The sequence below is a fragment of the Streptomyces sp. NPDC004134 genome, assembly GCF_042874195.1.
Taxonomy (GTDB): domain Bacteria; phylum Actinomycetota; class Actinomycetes; order Streptomycetales; family Streptomycetaceae; genus Streptomyces.
In genome coordinates this window covers 179,263-195,225 of sequence record NZ_JBIAMS010000004.1, presented here as the reverse complement: position 1 = coordinate 195,225, position 15,963 = coordinate 179,263, and the positions used below count along the sequence as shown (strand labels likewise).

Annotated in this window: 15 protein-coding genes; 10 read left to right on the top strand and 5 right to left on the bottom strand. The window is 74.2% G+C overall.

The genetic code is table 11. The annotated features are described in order from the left end of the window. The first annotated feature begins 579 nt into the window (after nucleotides 1–579). Nucleotides 580–1,200 (top strand): hypothetical protein, encoded by a 621-nt coding sequence (locus tag ACFYVJ_RS08045; RefSeq protein ID WP_388887658.1) that lies wholly within the window; start codon nucleotides 580–582, stop codon nucleotides 1,198–1,200. A gap of 103 nt (nucleotides 1,201–1,303) precedes the next feature. Here ACFYVJ_RS08045 and ACFYVJ_RS08040 read toward each other — a convergent pair whose 3' ends face one another. After that, on the bottom strand, nucleotides 1,304–1,768 hold the full coding sequence (locus ACFYVJ_RS08040) for a hypothetical protein (protein ID WP_388887656.1): 465 nt from the start codon (nucleotides 1,766–1,768) through the stop codon (nucleotides 1,304–1,306). Between the two features lie 213 nt (nucleotides 1,769–1,981). Here ACFYVJ_RS08040 and ACFYVJ_RS08035 point away from each other — a divergent pair, with 213 nt between their 5' ends. Then, nucleotides 1,982–3,859, top strand: coding sequence for a glycoside hydrolase family 2 protein (locus ACFYVJ_RS08035; protein ID WP_388887654.1), 1,878 nt, complete (start codon nucleotides 1,982–1,984; stop codon nucleotides 3,857–3,859). 52 nt (nucleotides 3,860–3,911) lie between these two features. Here ACFYVJ_RS08035 and ACFYVJ_RS08030 read toward each other — a convergent pair whose 3' ends face one another. Next, entirely contained in the window at nucleotides 3,912–4,940 is a 1,029-nt protein-coding gene (locus ACFYVJ_RS08030; RefSeq protein ID WP_388887652.1) for a LacI family DNA-binding transcriptional regulator, read from the bottom strand. Nucleotides 4,941–5,175: 235 nt separating this feature from the next. Here ACFYVJ_RS08030 and ACFYVJ_RS08025 point away from each other — a divergent pair, with 235 nt between their 5' ends. Both ACFYVJ_RS08025 and ACFYVJ_RS08020 read left to right on the top strand, forming a co-directional pair. After that, on the top strand, nucleotides 5,176–6,213 hold the full coding sequence (locus tag ACFYVJ_RS08025; protein ID WP_388887650.1) for an SMP-30/gluconolactonase/LRE family protein: 1,038 nt from the start codon (nucleotides 5,176–5,178) through the stop codon (nucleotides 6,211–6,213). A gap of 19 nt (nucleotides 6,214–6,232) precedes the next feature. Then, nucleotides 6,233–6,895, top strand: a complete 663-nt coding sequence (locus tag ACFYVJ_RS08020) for a YdcF family protein (RefSeq protein ID WP_388887648.1) — start codon at nucleotides 6,233–6,235, stop codon at nucleotides 6,893–6,895. Nucleotides 6,896–6,949: 54 nt separating this feature from the next. Here ACFYVJ_RS08020 and ACFYVJ_RS08015 read toward each other — a convergent pair whose 3' ends face one another. After that, the gene (locus ACFYVJ_RS08015) at nucleotides 6,950–7,564 is read right to left on the bottom strand and encodes a hypothetical protein (RefSeq protein WP_388887646.1); all 615 of its coding nucleotides are present in this window, start codon (nucleotides 7,562–7,564) and stop codon (nucleotides 6,950–6,952) included. A 105-nt stretch (nucleotides 7,565–7,669) separates the two neighbouring features. On the opposite strand from ACFYVJ_RS08015, the gene ACFYVJ_RS08010 reads away from it, so the two are divergent. Continuing rightward, nucleotides 7,670–8,188, top strand: coding sequence for a GNAT family N-acetyltransferase (locus ACFYVJ_RS08010; RefSeq protein WP_388887644.1), 519 nt, complete (start codon nucleotides 7,670–7,672; stop codon nucleotides 8,186–8,188). Nucleotides 8,189–8,291: 103 nt separating this feature from the next. On the opposite strand, the gene paaK is transcribed toward ACFYVJ_RS08010, so the two are convergent. Then, complete coding sequence (paaK, locus tag ACFYVJ_RS08005) at nucleotides 8,292–9,551, bottom strand: phenylacetate--CoA ligase PaaK (protein ID WP_388887900.1); 1,260 nt, start codon at nucleotides 9,549–9,551, stop codon at nucleotides 8,292–8,294. Nucleotides 9,552–9,601: 50 nt separating this feature from the next. Further along, a complete protein-coding gene (paaI, locus tag ACFYVJ_RS08000) occupies nucleotides 9,602–10,102 on the bottom strand; it encodes a hydroxyphenylacetyl-CoA thioesterase PaaI (protein ID WP_388887642.1) in 501 nt (166 codons plus the stop codon). Nucleotides 10,103–10,188: 86 nt separating this feature from the next. Here paaI and ACFYVJ_RS07995 point away from each other — a divergent pair, with 86 nt between their 5' ends. The 5 genes from ACFYVJ_RS07995 (at nucleotide 10,189) to ACFYVJ_RS07975 (ending at nucleotide 15,746) form a co-directional block, all read left to right on the top strand. Continuing rightward, a complete protein-coding gene (locus ACFYVJ_RS07995; RefSeq protein WP_388887640.1) occupies nucleotides 10,189–11,088 on the top strand; it encodes a 3-hydroxyacyl-CoA dehydrogenase family protein in 900 nt (299 codons plus the stop codon). A gap of 237 nt (nucleotides 11,089–11,325) precedes the next feature. Then, nucleotides 11,326–13,080 carry a DMT family transporter gene (locus tag ACFYVJ_RS07990; RefSeq protein WP_388887638.1) on the top strand — a complete coding sequence of 585 codons (1,755 nt, stop codon included), beginning with the start codon at nucleotides 11,326–11,328 and terminating at the stop codon, nucleotides 13,078–13,080. Continuing rightward, complete coding sequence (locus ACFYVJ_RS07985; protein ID WP_388887636.1) at nucleotides 12,995–13,870, top strand: glutaminyl-peptide cyclotransferase; 876 nt, start codon at nucleotides 12,995–12,997, stop codon at nucleotides 13,868–13,870. The genes ACFYVJ_RS07990 and ACFYVJ_RS07985 overlap by 86 nt, the downstream gene beginning before the upstream one ends. A 108-nt stretch (nucleotides 13,871–13,978) precedes the next feature. Continuing rightward, nucleotides 13,979–14,335, top strand: coding sequence for a YciI family protein (locus ACFYVJ_RS07980; protein WP_388887634.1), 357 nt, complete (start codon nucleotides 13,979–13,981; stop codon nucleotides 14,333–14,335). 73 nt (nucleotides 14,336–14,408) lie between these two features. After that, entirely contained in the window at nucleotides 14,409–15,746 is a 1,338-nt protein-coding gene (locus tag ACFYVJ_RS07975) for an RNA polymerase sigma factor (protein ID WP_388887632.1), read from the top strand. Nucleotides 15,747–15,963 lie beyond the last annotated feature (217 nt).

Sequence of the window (15,963 nt, the reverse complement as noted above, 5' to 3'; positions counted from 1 at the left end):
CAGAGCCGATCTGGATTCGGCTTCCAGGGGGTTCACAAGGTCCCGCCGGTCTTCTCGACCGTGCGGGGCCTTCGTCGATTCCGGGGCCCGGCAGCGGATGCGCGAGAGCGGCCGGGGCCGGGCCCACTAGCTCCGCTGGACCCTCCACCGGCAGGGCGCCATCGTGCGGATCCGCGTCCTCGAACTACGCCACTGCCGACCCCGCGACGGCGCCGGCGCCGAGGTCCGGAGCAGCCGGCAGGAACTCGACTGGCCGGCCCGATCCGTCATCCGCCGTTCCGGGTTTCGACGAGGTGGCGGTTCTCTTGCTAATCCCCGGTGAACGGGGCGGGAATGTTGGGGCGCAATCGTCGGTCCCCGGCCGCAATCCGCATAGGGCATGTGAAAGTGCACCGTAGGGGAAGGGTGGGGCTGCTGAGCACGATGCCGGTGCTCGCAGGAATCAGAGGGTGGGATCTCCGTGTCCTGGTGTCCGCTGCCGCGTGCCGCGGACGGCCGCTGCCGTTCCGCGACAACTGCCGGCGCACCCGGTCTCCCGGCGGGCCGCGAGGCATCGACTGATACGAAGGACATGACAACGTGAGACGCACGCTTGTAGTACTGGTCAGCCTGTGCACCGCGCTCGGGCTTCCCGTGCTGGAGACGGCCGCGGCGCAGCCCGGTTCGTCGTCGGCGCTGCCCGGCGGGTGGGAGGAAGTGCAGGGCCCGGAGGCGGCCGCCGCGGCCGAGGGGGCGCGTGCGCTCTCGGCGAGCGCGCCCGAGCCCGTCGCGATCCAGTCCGTCCGCAACGGCGGGTTCGCGACCGCCGAGGTCAACTACGCCGCGCCGCGCACCGGCGTGCTGCGTGCCCGGTCCGCCAGCCCCGGCACCTGGGAGACCTTCGACCTGATCTGGAACGAGACCACCGAGACGTACGCACTGAAGTCCAAGGCGAACAACCGGTACGTGGCCGTGGAGCGCAACTTCACCGGCAGCGCCGCGAACGTGCTGCGCGCCCGCTCCACCAGCGCGGGGGCCTGGGAGCGCTTCACGCTCTGGTACAACGAGGAACTCGACCGCTGGGCCTTCCGCTCCGAGCTGAACGGCCGGTTCGTCGCGATGGAGAACAACTACACCGGCCCCCTGCGGTACGTGCTGCGCGCCCGCTCCGAGACCGTCTCCGGTGCCTGGGAGCAGTTCTCCCTCTACGACCGCAGCTAACCCCCACCCCGACGCCACCCCCCGCCCCCACCGCCAGGCGTCCCCTCCGGCCGCACCGCCCCACCCGGGTGGCCGGAGGCCCGGTACGGGCCCCTTCGCCGTGTCAATCCGCGCCGGGGTAAGCGGTGGTGCGCCACCAGAGGCCGGGTTTGAGATGCTCGATCAGTCGTGAGTCGGTGACCACGACGTCGTAGTCGGCCCCCGCGCGGACCTCCTCGCACCGGAGGAAGGCCGCGGCGGATTCGGGGGACATCTCGTCGAATGGCCCCTCGTCCTCCCAGGGAAATCCGCTGCCGCTCCGGGAGAGCCGTTCCTGGGCCTCAGCCGTGAAGGGGTAGTTGCGGGTCGCGGTACGCTCCGCGCTCTCGACGAAGTCCTGCTCGATCCCGTCGTCCTCGTCGGCAAGAAGGTCGAGTACGGCCTCGTCCTCTTCCAGGTCGCGGAGGAAGAAGTTCTTGTCGGGCAGCGGCCAGTGCCAGACGTCCGGGTTGAAGGCGGTCACCCGCAGTCGTATGCGGCGCCGCGGTGGGTCGACGGCCAGCACGCGTACCGCGTAGAGATCAGTCACCGCGCCATTCTGGGCGTGGGCACCCGCCCCGGCAAAGTCCTCCCGCGCGGCAGCCGCCGCGACCGCGGTCGGGGCACCTCCCATGGTTTTAACGTTACGCGGCCGGGTTGGCTGCGGGGTTCCGGCATGGTTTACAACGTTGCATCTTGGTGCTGTGATGGCAGGGACCGCATCCCGTCCGATCTGACGTCCTCCCCCAGGAGACCCTTCGCCATGCCCGATTCGCACCCTCCCGCCGCCCCCGCGGGGACGCCGCGGCCCGAGTACCCCCGGCCCGGCTTCGTCCGGGCGGACTGGCTCAACCTCAACGGCACCTGGCAGTTCGCCCGCGATCCCGGTGACAGCGGGTTCGAGCGCGGGCTTGCCGGAAGCGAGTTGCCCGAGCGCATCGTCGTTCCGTTCTGCCCCGAGTCGGAGTTGTCCGGGATCGGGGACACCGACTTCCATCACGCCGTCTGGTACCGGCGCACGGTGCGGATACCGGAGGAGTGGGCCGGGCGGCGGGTGCTGTTGCACTTCGGGGCCGTCGACCACGATGCCACCGTGTGGGTCAACGGGCGGGAAGTCGCCCGGCACAGCGGGGGGTTCACGCCGTTCAGCGCCGATCTCGGCGGTGTCGTACGGGCCGGGGAGGAGGCCGTCGTCGTGGTGCGGGCGCGGGATGCCGCGCGGGGGCCGCAGGCGCGGGGGAAGCAGTCGACCGCGTACGACAACCACGCCTGCTTCTACACCCGCACCACCGGCATCTGGCAGACCGTCTGGCTGGAGCCCGTCGCGGACACCCACTTCCAGCGGCCCCGGATCACCCCCGACCTGGCCGCCGGCTGCTTCCACGTCGAGGTCCCCCTCGCCGGCGGCCGCACCGGCCACCGCGTCCGCGCCGAACTGCGCGACGAGCACGGCGTCGTCGTCGAGGCCGCCGTCGCCGCGGACTTCGACCTCGCGCCGCGCCTCGTCCTGCCCGTACCCGGTGACCGGCGCCGCCCCTGGTCCCCCGAGGATCCGCATCTGTACGAACTGACGCTGGAACTGACCGGTCCCGACGGCACCGTGACCGACCGTGCCGTCTGCACCGCCGGGCTGCGCGCGGTGACGGTCGACGGCAAGCGGATCCTGATCAACGGCAAGCCCGTCTTCCAGCGGCTCGTGCTCGACCAGGGCTACTACCCCGACGGCCTCATGACCGCCCCCGACGACGCCGCCCTCGTCCGCGACATCGAACTCTCCCTCGCCGCCGGCTTCAACGGCGCCCGCCTGCACCAGAAGGTCTTCGAGGAGCGCTTCCTCCACCACGCCGACCGGCTCGGCTACCTGGTCTGGGGCGAGTTCGGCGACTGGGGCGCCGGCACCGGCGGCCCGGTCGGGCCCGACAACCAGCAGCCGACCGCCGGCTTCGTCGCCCAGTGGCTGGAGGCCGTCGAACGCGACTACTCCCACCCCGCCCTCATCGGCTGGTGCCCGCTCAACGAGACCCGGCAGGTGCTCACCGACCGGCAGAGCGTCCTCGACGACGTCACCCGCGCCATGTTCCTCGCCACCAAGGCCGCCGACACCTCCCGGCCCGTACTCGACGCCTCCGGTTACGCCCACCGCGTACCCGAGACCGACGTCTACGACTCGCACTGCTACGAGCAGGACCCGAAGGCATTCGGCGAGCTGATGGCCGGGCTGCGCGCGGGCACCCCCTTCGTCAACCCGCAGGACGAGGCGGCCGGGCAGACCTGGTCGCTGCCGTACGGCGGACAGCCCTACTTCTGCAGCGAGTTCGGCGGCATCTGGTGGAACCCCGAGGACGCCGCGGCCGCGGGGGAGGACCGGCTGGTGTCGTGGGGGTACGGGCAGCGGCCGCGTGACGAGGAGGCGTTCCACGAGCGGTTCGCCGGGCTGACGGGGGTGCTGCTCGGCGACCCGGACATGTTCGGCTACTGCTACACGCAGTTGACCGACGTCTTCCAGGAGCAGAACGGCATCTACCGGTTCGACCGGTCGGAGAAGCTGGACGTCGCCCGCGTACGGGCCGCGCAGCTCCGGCCGGCGGCGTTCGAGGGGGAGTCCGGGGAGGAGTCGGAGGGGGAGTCCCAGGGGGCGTAGACCCGCGCCCGTGTGAGCCGGGGGTGTGCGCGTCCGCGCGTACGCCCCCGCCTCACGCGCTCCGTCTGATCTCCAGCCTGTGCGCCGCCACCACCTGCCGCGCTGCCCGCCCCCCGTCCGCGATCCGGTCCAGCAGCAGCCCCAGCGCCGTCCGCGCGATCTCCGCCTTGTCCGGCGCGATCGTCGTCAGCGTCGGATTGCTGTACCGGCCGTCGTCGATGTCGTCGATCCCGATGACCGCCACGTCCTCCGGCACCCGCAGCCCGCGCTCGTGCAGCGTGTGGATCGCACCCAGCGCGAGGAGGTCCGTATAGCAGAACACCGCGTCGGGGCGGGCGCCGCGGTCCAGGGCCGCGGCCATGGCCAGGGCGCCGTCGCGGCGGTGGTACGAGGGCGTGTGGACGACGAGCGACGGGTCGTACGGCACGCCCGCGGCCTGGAGCGCCCGGCGGTAGCCCTCCGTCCGGCGGGGCGCCGTGCCGCCGCCGCGCGGCTCCTGGTGGCCGAGCGCGGCGACGCGGCGGCGGCCGCGGCCCAGCAGGTACGCGGTGGCGTCGGCGGCCGCGGCGACGTTGTCGATCGCCACGTGGTCGACGCCGGTGCCGGTGATGCGCTCGCCCAGGAGCACCAGCGGGGTGCTGCCGCGCCGGTTGTCGAACTCGTGCCGCTCGATGCCGAGAGGGCTGAAGAGAACGCCGTCGACCATGCCGGGGTTCATGCCGCTGAGCACGAAGCGCTCGGCTTCCAGGCGGCCCTCGGTCTGGTCGATGAGCACGGTGTAGCCGCTCTCGCGGGCGGCCTTGACGACGTGCCGGGTCAGCTCGGCGAAGTACGGGATGTCGATCTCCGGTACGGCGACGGCGATGAGGCCGGCGCGGCGCAGCCGGAGGTTGCGGGCGGAGAGGTTGGGGCGGTAACCGAGTTGGTCGATCGCCCAGTGCACCCGCTCCCGGGTGGCCGCGCTGACGGGGCGGTTGCCCGACAGCACGTTGGAGACCGTGGTGGGCGACACCCGCGCCAGCGCGGCCACGTCGCGGACGCCGATGGCGCTGCGCTGGGGCGATGCTTCGGGGGGCGGCATGGGGTCATCTTCTCAGGCAGGCGCGGCGGGGGCGCGCGGGGAACCGGGCGCGGGGAACCGGGCGCGGGGAACCACGCGTGGAGGAACGCCGCGCGGGGAATGTCGCGTGGAGGACGGCCCACGGAGGACGTCGCGCGGGGAACTCCGGCGCGCGGACGATCCGTTGTGTCGAGAGTTCGCAGAGTTACCAGGTGCGCAATCCCCTGCCGTCCACTGTCACGGAAGGCCCGCAACCATGGCTCCGAACCACCCCGCACTCTCCCGCCGCCTGCTCCTCGGCGCCGCCGCAGGCGTCACGCTCACCGCCGCGACGGCGGCCGGCACGGGCGCGGCGTACGGCGCGAGCAGACCGTCCGGCACGACGATGCCGGCCGGCAACACCAGGCCGGCCGGCACGACCACGCCGTACGGCACCAGCAGGCCGGCCGGCACCGGCGGCGACTGGCCGGCCGAGTTCCCGCTCCCCGACGGCTGGCTCCCCGAGGGCATCACCATCGGCAGCCGCCCGTACGCCTACATGGGCTCCCGTGTGCACGGCGCCATCCTCCGCGCCGACCTGCGCACCGGCGCGCTCAAGGTCATCCGCGCCGGAGCCCTCGGCAGGGCTTCCATCGGCCTGAAGCTGGACCGCGACGGCCTGCTGTACGTGGCGGGCGGCGCCGGCGGTACGGCGAGCGTCATCGACTCCCGCACCGGCGCCCTGGTCGCGACCCACCGGCTGACGTCCCCGGCCGGCCACTTCATCAACGACACGATCCTTCTCGGCCGCAGCGCCTGGTTCACCGACTCCAACGAGGCGGTCCTGTACGCCGTCCCCCGCGGCCGCTCCGGCGCCGTCCGCGCCCTCCCGCTCACCGGCGACTGGGTCCAGACCCCCCACGTCTACAACGCCAACGGCATCGTCGACACCCCCGACGGCCGCGGCGTCATCGTCGTCAACAGCATCCCCGGCCGCCTGTACCACGTCGACGTGCGGACCGGCCACGCCACGGAGATCGCGCTGCGCGGCGCGGCCGACGTCTTCAACGGCGACGGCCTGGTCCGCGTCGGCCACACGCTGTACGTGGTCCGCAACCGCGACAACCTGGTCGCCGTCTTCCGCCTCGACCGCGCGATGCGCACCGCCACCCTGCACCACACCATCACGGACCCCCGCTTCGACGTCCCCACCACGGCGGCCCGCCACGGCAACCGCCTCTATCTGGTCAACGCGCGCTTCACCTCCCCCCAGGAACCGGACACCACCTTCAACGCGGTGGCGGTCACCCTCTGAGGCCGTCCGCGAGGGGCACATGAGCGAACACCGGCCCGGCGCACAGGAGATCGCCGGGATCACCGCGTACGTGGACGTCTCCGCACCGCCGCCCGCCGGGCGGGCCACCGCGCATCTCGTCTTCGGCACCAACCAGTTCGGCCCGCCCGTGGAGATCGTCGCCGAGCGCCACCACCGCGGGCTGGCGCCCCTGGTCATCCTCACCGGGGGAGTGAACCGGCACGACGGCGTCGTCGAGGCGCGGGAGTTCCGCCGGCTGCTGGTGGCCCGCGGGGTGCCGGAGGAGGCCATCCGGTGTGAGGACAGGTCGGCGAACACCTGGGAGAACGTCGCGTTCTCACTGCCGTACGTGCACGAGGCGCTGGCTGCCGGGCTGTCCGTCACCACGGTCAGCAAGTGGTACCACCGGCGCACCGTGCACATGCTGGCCACCCAGGTGCCCGGCGTCGGCCCCTTCCACGCACTGACCTGGGACCCCGCCTACGGCGGGCCGGCCGTGACGCGCGCCGCGTGGACCGCCACCCCCGGTGGGCGGCAGCGCGTGCTCCGGGAGTGGGAGGAGTCCGCGCGCCGGGTGGCGGACGGGAGCTTCAGCGCGGTGGCGCTGGTGGACGGGGCGTGGCGGCGGCGCCGCGGGCCGGGGGCGTCGACGGCACCGCGGGAGCCGCCCGGGTCGGATTAGTTCGCTTCTGTGCGTATGTGACCTCTTTCCGGTGGGTCTACGGCAGGCGGGCCGTTACGACGACGACTCCTCGAAGTAGGCGTCGAGAGCCGACTCCAGATCGGCCGCCCACGTCTTCAGCGTCGCCTTGTCCGGGGCCTCCACCTCGGCCGGGCAGATGCCGCGGCTGTCGTGGACGCTGAGGACGAGGCGGCGGCCGAACCGGGAGGTCTTGTACTCGACCGCGCCGATCTCCGGCCAGGCGAACTCGGCCTCGGTGTCGTCGAGCTGGAAGCGGACGCCGGTGCTGTCGACGGTCACCGAGCCGCGGCGGTCGGCGGCCTCGAAGACGGGGCCTTCGGCGTCGGAGCCGTCGGCGTCGTCGGAGTCGTCGGCTTCGGAGTCCCCGGCCGCGGTCGCCTTGTCTTCGTCGGCGTCCTCGTCGGTGTCCCCTTCGGCGTCCTCGGCGGCGGACTCGGCCTCGTCCGCCCCGTCCTTGTCGCTGTCGGCGTCCGCGTCGTCCGCGGCCTCCGCAGAGTCCGCGGAGTCCTTCTTCTCGTCGGTCGTTTCTGCTTCGTCCTGCTCCTTCTCCTTCTCGTCGGGCGGCGACGATACGAGGCCGGGCAGAGCGGCCGGATCCATCGCGGCGGCGTTGACGGGCGTGACCTTCAGACCTTTGTTCTCCTCCACGGTCCCAAAGTATGGCCGCTGGCCCCCCTCGCGGTCTCCGGGTCCGGCTACCTGCACCGTGATGCCCGGTTCGGCACCCGGCGGCGGCTTCGTACCATTGCCGACATGGAGATCGTCGCCGTGCCCTACGACCACCCCGACGCGGTCGTGCTCAACGACCGCGTCCAGCTCGAGTACGCCGAGCGGTACGGCGAAGGGGATCACACGGTGATGGACCCGCGGCACTTCACGCCCCCGCGCGGGCTGTACCTGCTCGCGTACGACGCCGACGGCACCCCGCTCGCCACGGGCGGCTGGCGGGCCATGGACGGGACCCCCGAGGGGCACCGGGCCGGTGACGCCGAGCTGAAGCGGATGTACGTGGTCCCCGAGGCCCGGGGGCGCGGTCTTGCCCGGCGGATACTCGCGGCGCTGGAGGAGAGCGCGCGGGCCGCGGGGCGGGCGCGGATGGTGCTGGAGACGGGCAACAGGCAGCCGGAGGCCATAGCGCTGTACCTGTCGGAGGGGTACGAGCCGACGGAGAAGTTCGGCTACTACCGCTTCGAGCAGGACAGCCGCTGCTTCGCCAAGCCGCTGCGGGCGGCGCGGGACGGCGAGCAGGCGGAGGGCGCCGTGGCCCGCTGAGCAACTCGCTGCGCCGCAACTCGCTGCGCCGCAACTCGCTGCGCCGCGGCCCGCTGAGCCGCGGCGGAGGGCGCGCGCAGGCCCGGGGCTTCGCCCGTACCGCCTACCCCTCCCGCTCGTCCACCACCCTGCGGATCTTGCCCACCGACCGCTCCAGCGTCTCCGGCGCCACGACCTCCACCTCCACGCCCACCCCCACGCCCTCCCGCACCCGCCGCGCGATCGCCTCGCCCGCCGCCGTCCGCTGCTCCACCGGCGCTCCCGGCCTGGCCTCGGCCCGTACCGTCATCCGGTCGAGACGGCCCTGCCGGGTCAGCCGCAACTGGAAGTGCGGGGCCACCCCGGGGGTGCGGAGGACGATCTCCTCGATCTGGCTCGGGAAGACGTTGACGCCGCGCAGGATGATCATGTCGTCGCAGCGTCCGGTGACCTTCTCCATCCGCCGGAACGCCGGCCGCGCCGTGCCCGGCAGCAGCCGGCTGAGGTCGCGGGTGCGGTAGCGGACGACCGGCATGGCCTCCTTCGTCAGCGACGTGAACACCAGCTCGCCGCCCTCGCCCACCGCCCGCACCGCGTCCGTCACCGGGTCCACGACCTCCGGCAGGAAGTGGTCCTCCCACACGTGCAGCCCGTCCTTGGTCTCCACGCACTCCTGCGCGACGCCGGGACCGATCACCTCCGAGAGCCCGTAGATGTCCACCGCGTCGAGACCGGCCCGCTCCTCGATCTCGTGCCGCATCTCCTCCGTCCACGGCTCGGCGCCGAAGATGCCGACGCGCAGCGAGCTGGCGCGCGGGTCGAGGCCCTGGCGCTCGAACTCGTCGATGATCGTCAGCATGTAGGAGGGCGTGACCATGATGACCTCGGGCGCGAAGTCCCGGATGAGCTGCACCTGGCGGGCGGTCATCCCGCCGGAGGCGGGGATGACGGTGCAGCCGAGGCGCTCCGCGCCGTAGTGGGCGCCGAGGCCGCCGGTGAACAGCCCGTAGCCGTACGCGACATGCACCCGGTGCCCGGGCCTGCCGCCCGCGGCGCGGATGGAGCGGGCGACGAGGCCGGACCAGGTGTCGAGGTCGGCCGCCGTGTAGCCGACGACGGTGGGCAGGCCGGTGGTGCCGCTGGAGGCGTGCAGCCGGCGGACGTCGGCGACGGGGACGGCGAACATGCCGAAGGGGTAGCCCTCCCGGAGGTCGTCCTTGGTGGTGAAGGGGAAGCGCGCGAGGTCGCCGAGCGTGCGGCAGTCGTCGGGGGTGACGCCGGCGGCGTCGAACTTGCGGCGGTAGAGGGGGACGTTGTCGTACGCGTGGCGGAGCGTGGCGCGGAGGCGGTCGAGTTGGTACGCCGCCAGCTCGCCGGGGGTCATGCGCTCGCCGTCGTCGAGGAGCGGGGCGGGGGTGCCGGTGGTCGTCTCGCTCACGCTCGTCCCTCCGGGCCGGTTCCGTCGTGCTCGCCGTTCGCCCCGTTACCGCCGCCGTCGCCGGCTCCGTGCGTCCCCTTCACGCCCGTCGAGGGGTCGCGGACGATACGGCTCCGGCCGCGGAACTCCGCGATCACCTCGGCGCCGCGCAGCACCCGCACGTCGTAGACCCCGTTCCGCCCGAAGCACACCCGCTCCTCCGCCCGCGCCACCAGCACGTCGCCGACGTGCGCGGGTGCCGCGTACGTGATGTCCGCGCCCGCCGCGACGGCGACCCCGCGGCTGTTGCAGGCGCAGGCGAACGCGGTGTCGGCGAGGAGGAAGACGTAGCCGCCGTGGGCGATGCCGTGGCCGTTGGCCATCTCCGCCGTGACCGCCATCCGCAGCGTCGCGGCGCCCGGCGCGGCCTCCAGCAGTTCGATGCCGTGGCGGCGGGCGGCCACGTCGGCCGCGAACACCGTCGTGCCGTCGTGCGGCGAGGTCATGTGCTGCACCACCTGACTCCCCTTGTGGCCCGACCGATCATTCGGTTAGCTTGCGGAGCGGCCGGATCCCAGTCAAGAGGTACGACAGGACGTACGACATGACGGAGCACAGCACGGCGCCCGACGAGCCCGGCGCCGGGGCGCCGGGCGCCATGGCGGTCGTCGGCGGCGGCCGGATGGGCGCCGGGATCGCGCAGTCGTTCGCGACCGCCGGGTCGCGCGTCGTGATCGTGGAGAGCGGCCCGGACGCGGCGGCGGCCGCGGTGGCGCGGGTCGCGGGCGCGCTGCGGCGGGCCGCCGAGCGGGGCCGGCTGGCCGCGGGGGTGGACCCGGACGAGGTGCGCGCGCGGATACGGGCCGTCGGCTCCCTCGCGGAGCTGGCGGCGGAGGCGGGCCTTGAGCTGGTGGTGGAGGCGGTGCCCGAGGACGCCGGGCTGAAGGCGCGGGTGCTCGCCGCCGCCGAGCGGGCGGTGGGCCCGGACGCCGTGCTGGCGACGAACACCAGCTCGCTGTCCGTCGCCGAACTGGCCGCCGCCCTCGGCCGGCCGGGGCGGTTCCTCGGCATGCACTTCTTCAACCCCGTACCCGCCTCGGAGCTGGTCGAGCTGGTCACCGCGCCGGAGACCGGTGCCGCGGCGCTGGCGGCCGCGCGCGGCTGGACGCGGGCGCTGGGCAAGACGGCGGTGGTCGTACGGGACTCGCCGGGCTTCGCCAGCAGCAGGCTCGGGGTGGCCCTGGGCCTGGAGGCGATCCGCATGGCCGAGGAGGGCGTGGCGGCGCCCGCGGACATCGACACCGCGATGGAGCTGGGCTACAAGCATCCGATGGGCCCGCTGCGGCTGACGGACCTGGTCGGGCTCGACGTCCGGCTGGCCATCGCCGAGCACCTGCGCGAGACGCTGGGGGAGCGGTTCGCGCCGCCGGAGCTGCTGCGGGCGAAGGTCGCGCGGGGCGAGCTGGGGCGCAAGACGGGGCAGGGCTTCTACGCCTGGCCGTGAGCCGCGGCGCCCCTCCGCTACGGGCCGGCGCCCGGCCCGTAGCGCCGTGGAACCGCCGCGGCCGCTCCCCGGCCGCACCGCCGGGGACCCGCCGGCAAGCGGTTTCGGTCCGGACCGCTAAGGGCGTGGAATGCGACCCTGGAGGGGTTCCCCGGTGAGGCGTACTGCTCCGGCAGTACGACCCAGAGCATCCGCCAGGATGACGACTTTCGCCACCGATCGCGCGATCGTTGCCATATGAGCCCACTCATGCTGTCGGTGTTGCTTTCGCTGGTGTCAGCGGTGGCGTACGCCGGCGCCGCACTCGTCCAGGAGCGTGTCGCGGCCACCACGACCGACGCGGACGGCGCGGGCGGCGCGTTCGCGCCGCTGCACCGCGGGAGCTGGTGGGCCTCCGTCGTGCTCAACGCCTCGGGCGCGCTGCTGCACGTGGTGGCGCTCGCCTACGGGCCGCTGAGCCTGGTGCAGCCGCTGGGCGCGCTGACCATCGTCTTCGCGCTGCCGATGGCGGCGATGTTCCTCGGCCGCCGCGCCGGGCGGGCCGCCTGGCGCGGTGCATTGCTGTCCACCGTGGGGCTCGTGGTGCTGCTGACGCTGGTCGACCCGGTGGAGTCGCGGGAGCTGGGCGGGACGACGGCGCTGGCGCTCGCCGTGGCGACGGTGGCCGCGCTGGCGGCGCTGACGCTCGCGGGTACGCGGATACGGCATGTGGCGGCCCGCAGCGTGACGCTGGCGGTGGCCTCGGGCGCGGCGTTCGGCATGGCGTCGGTGTTCACCAAGGACGTCACCGCGGACTTCATGGACCCGCTGGCCATCGGCATGATCGCGATCCTCGCCCCGGCCGGGCTGCTGCTCTCGCAGGCGGCGTACCGCGGCGCGGGGCTGTCGGCACCGCTGGCGACGCTCACGGTGGTCAACCCCGTGATAGCGGCGGCGGTCGGCGTCACGGCGCTGGGCGAGACGGTGCGGTACGGGGCGCTGGGCGCCCTGCTCGCCATCGGAGCGGGCGTGGTCGCGGCGGCGGGGCTGATAGAGCTGACGGTCCAGGCGCACCGTACGCCGCCGGTGGAGCCGGCCGGCGAGCCCGCCACCGGGATCGCCACCGGGATCGCCGCGGGGCCGGCGGCCGAGGCCGCGGCGCCGGTCACCGGCAGGGTGCCGGCCCCCGCCGCGCCGCCCGAGCCGGTCGCACCGGCCGAGCCGGTGGAGCCGGTGGAGCCCGCTGCGGCCCCGGACGGGGTCGCGCCCGCGCCCGGCTCCGTACCCGCGCCCACTCCCGCGTACCACGCGGGCGCGGCCGCGGCGGCGGCCCTCTACGACAGCGCACCGGCCGCGGAGGCCGGGCCGGAGGCGCCCGGGCCCGACAGGCCCGGGACGGATGCGTCCAGGACAGGTGTGTCCGAAGCCGGCCGTGCCCAGACGGCTCCCGCCGGCGCGGCGCACGCCGGGGCCGGTCGCGCCGGAACGGGTCGCGCCGATGCCGCGCACGCCGCGATCCGGAGCGGCGGGCCCCGTACCTCCGGGACCCCTGCCTCCCACACCTCCGCCCCCCACACCCCGGCGCCCGAGACCCCCGCACCCCGGGTCCCGGCGCCGGAGAACGCCGCCCCCGCGGGCCCGTCTCCCGCGGTGGCGGCGCTCATCGTCGCCGCTGCCGCCGCATCCGGCGGAGCCGCCCTGGCGCCGCACCACGCCTGCTGCTCCCGCTTATCCGGACCGCCCGGCCCCGGCCGGGCCATGGCGACCGGCACGGCGGCGTCCGCCGGTGCCGTCGCCTACGTAGCGTCCGTCGCCCTCGCCGCCGCCGCTCCGGCCACCTTCGCTCCCGCCGCCGCCACCCACGCCACCTCCGCCGCCGGAGCCGCCCCGCCCCCGTGCTGTGCGGCGGCTGTGCCAAGGTGGCTCCATGCGCCGCATCGCCGTGACCGCCTCCGTCCTCCTCGCCGCGGCGCTGGCCGCGTGCTCGACGGGGGACCCCGGGGCGGCGGCTGATGGGGGCACCTCCGCCGGTGAGGGCGTAGCCGGCGGGGGAGGGACCGGCCGGAGCCCGGCTCCCACGGACCAGGACGTACAGGAGCTGCGGGTACGGGTGCTGGAGCGCCTGCCGCACGACGCCGAGGCGTTCACGCAGGGCCTGGAGCTGCGCGGGGACGTCCTCTACGAGGGCACGGGACTGGAGGGCTCCTCCTCCGTACGCCGTGGCCCCGCGGGCGGCACCCCCACCGTCCGCCGCGATCTGCCCGCCCCGCTCTTCGGCGAGGGCCTGACCCTCGTCGGCCCCCGGCTCTGGCAGCTCACCTGGCAGGACGGCATCGCCATCGAGCGTGACGCGGACACCCTCAAGGAGCTGCGCCGCGTGCGCTACGAGGGCGAGGGCTGGGGCCTGTGCCAGGACCGCACCGACGGCGGCACCGGCGGCCGGCTCGTCATGAGCGACGGCAGCTCCCGGCTTACGTTCCGCGACCCGGAGACGTTCGAGCCCACGGGACACGTGGACGTCACCCGCGCCGGCGCCCCCGTCGACCAGCTCAACGAGCTGGAGTGCACCCCCGACGGCAGCGTCTACGCGAACGTCTACCAGACCGACACCCTGGTCCGTATCGACCCGGACACCGGCGCCGTCACCGCCGACATCGACGCCGCGGGGCTGCTCACGCCCGCCGAACTGCGGGCCGGGGCGCGCCAGCTCAACGGGATCGCGGCCGTCCCCGGCGGCGACGAGTTCCTGCTCACCGGCAAGTACTGGCCCCGGATGTTCCGGGTCGAGTTCGTGGCGCGCTGAGGTCGCGGAAAAAACTTCCGGCGGGATGTCGATCCGGCAGGGTGCCGTTCGACGCATGGGCAGAAGGACGGCACCTGGCCGCCCGCGACGAGAACGAGGAGACGCGCGATGCGCTACATGATGCTGATCGAGCCGGACCTGGAGAACAGCCCCGCCGACGGGATGCCCAGCCAGGAGATCATGGACGAGATGGGCAAGCTGCTGGAGGAGATGACCAAGTCCGGTGTACTGCTCGACACCGCCGGGCTGAAGCCCAACGAGGAGGCCGTACGGGTCGTCTCCGACCACGGGAAGCTGTCCGTGGTCGACGGTCCTTTCACCGAGTCCAAGGAACTGGTCGGCGGCTACCTCATCGCCCAGGTCAAGTCGAAGGAAGAGGCCCTGGAGTGGGCCAACCGGTTCCTGAAGGCGCACGGCGAGGAGTGGACCCTCACCATCGAGCTGCGGGAGATCATGGAGCCGTAGCCGCAGGTGACGGCCCAGGTCAGGGTCGTTGTGAGTTGCCTTCGGCCGGGGCGGGCTGTTCTGATGTGGGGCTGTGACGGCTTCGCAGGACGCCCGCGCCCGGCGGGAGGACGTACCAGGGCCGCCCGCCGCCGAGCGGGGGGCCACCGACCGCGCCGTGGCGGCGGTCTGGCGGATCGAGTCCGCGCGGATCATCGCGGGCGTGGCCCGTATCGTGCGCGACATCGGGGTGGCGGAGGAACTGGCGCAGGACGCGCTGGTCGCGGCCCTGGAGCAGTGGCCCGAGTCGGGCGTGCCCGACAACCCCGGCGCGTGGCTCATGGCCACGGCCAGACGGCGGGCCATCGATCTCGTACGCCGCAAGGAGCGCTACGCGCGCAAGCTGGCGGAGATCGGCCACGACCTGGAGAGCCGCCGCCCGGAGGGCGAGGCGCAGCTCGCCGCGGTCCTCGACGACGACATCGAGGACGACCTGCTGCGGCTGGTCTTCACGGCCTGCCATCCGGTGCTGTCGACGCCCGCGCGGGTGGCGCTCACGCTGCGGCTGCTGGGCGGGCTGACGACCGAGGAGATCGCGCGGGCGTTCCTGGTCACGGAGCCGACGGTGGCGCAGCGCATCGTACGGGCGAAGCGGACGCTGGCGAAGGCGGAGGTGCCGTTCGAGCAGCCGCAGGGGCCCGAGCGGGCGGAGCGGCTGGAGTCGGTGCTGGAGGTCATCTACCTGATCTTCAACGAGGGTTACTCGGCGACCGCGGGCGACGACTGGATGCGCCCGGGGCTCTGCGAGGACGCGCTGCGGCTGGTGCGGGTGCTGGCGGGGCTGATGCCGAAGGACCCCGAGGTGCACGGTCTCGCGGCGCTGCTGGAGATCCAGGCGTCGCGCGCGGCGGCGCGCACCGGGCCCGACGGCGAGCCGGTGCTGCTGCTGGAGCAGAACCGCGGGCGGTGGGACCACCTGCTGATCCGGCGCGGGTTCGCGGCGCTGGCGCGGGCGCAGTCACTGGTCGCGGCGGGGGCGCCGGGGCCCGGGCCGTACGCGCTGCAGGCGGCGATCGCCGTCTGCCACGCGCGGGCGCCGCGGGCGGAGGACACGGACTGGGGGCAGGTCGTCCGGCTGTACGAGGCGCTGGCGCGGGTGGCGCCGTCGCCGGTGGTGGAGCTGAACCGGGCGGTGGCGGTGTCCATGGCGTACGGGCCTGAGGACGCGCTGCGGATCGTCGACGGGCTCGCGGACGAGCCGGCGCTGAAGGACTACCACCTGCTGCCGAGCGTGCGCGGCGACCTGCTGCGGCGGCTGGGGCGGGTGGAGGAGGCGCGGGAGGAGTTCGCGCGGGCGGCGGAGCTGACGCGCAACGCGCAGGAGCGCACGCTGCTGCAGACCCGCGCTGAGTCCTCGCCGGACGGGCCGTAGCGGCCGGGCTGCGCCGACCGGGCCTGGCGGACGGGATCTCGCGGACGTGATCTCGCGGACGTGATCCGGCGGGACGGCCTACGGCCGGCGCGCTGGCGGGCACCGGCGCATCGGGCCGTGGCGAGCGGGGTCCGCGGCGGACGTGCCGGAGCGGACCGGGCCTTCGGATCCGCTCCCGGCCGCGGGGCGCCGTAGCGTCCGGACGGGGTGGCGGGCG

Excerpts from the sequence above, each read along its gene's own strand:
- ACFYVJ_RS08010 (WP_388887644.1), top strand. The coding sequence starts at position 7,670 with ATGGAGATCGTCGCCGTGCCCTACGACCACCCCGACGCGGTCGTGCTC.
- ACFYVJ_RS07995 (WP_388887640.1), top strand. The coding sequence starts at position 10,189 with ATGACGGAGCACAGCACGGCGCCCGACGAGCCCGGCGCCGGGGCGCCG.
- ACFYVJ_RS07985 (WP_388887636.1), top strand. The coding sequence starts at position 12,995 with ATGCGCCGCATCGCCGTGACCGCCTCCGTCCTCCTCGCCGCGGCGCTG.
- paaK (WP_388887900.1), bottom strand. The coding sequence starts at position 9,551 with ATGACCCCCGGCGAGCTGGCGGCGTACCAACTCGACCGCCTCCGCGCC.
- ACFYVJ_RS07990 (WP_388887638.1), top strand. The coding sequence starts at position 11,326 with ATGAGCCCACTCATGCTGTCGGTGTTGCTTTCGCTGGTGTCAGCGGTG.
- ACFYVJ_RS08035 (WP_388887654.1), top strand. The coding sequence starts at position 1,982 with ATGCCCGATTCGCACCCTCCCGCCGCCCCCGCGGGGACGCCGCGGCCC.
- ACFYVJ_RS07980 (WP_388887634.1), top strand. The coding sequence starts at position 13,979 with ATGCGCTACATGATGCTGATCGAGCCGGACCTGGAGAACAGCCCCGCC.
- ACFYVJ_RS08025 (WP_388887650.1), top strand. The coding sequence starts at position 5,176 with ATGGCTCCGAACCACCCCGCACTCTCCCGCCGCCTGCTCCTCGGCGCC.
- ACFYVJ_RS08030 (WP_388887652.1), bottom strand. The coding sequence starts at position 4,940 with ATGCCGCCCCCCGAAGCATCGCCCCAGCGCAGCGCCATCGGCGTCCGC.
- ACFYVJ_RS08020 (WP_388887648.1), top strand. The coding sequence starts at position 6,233 with ATGAGCGAACACCGGCCCGGCGCACAGGAGATCGCCGGGATCACCGCG.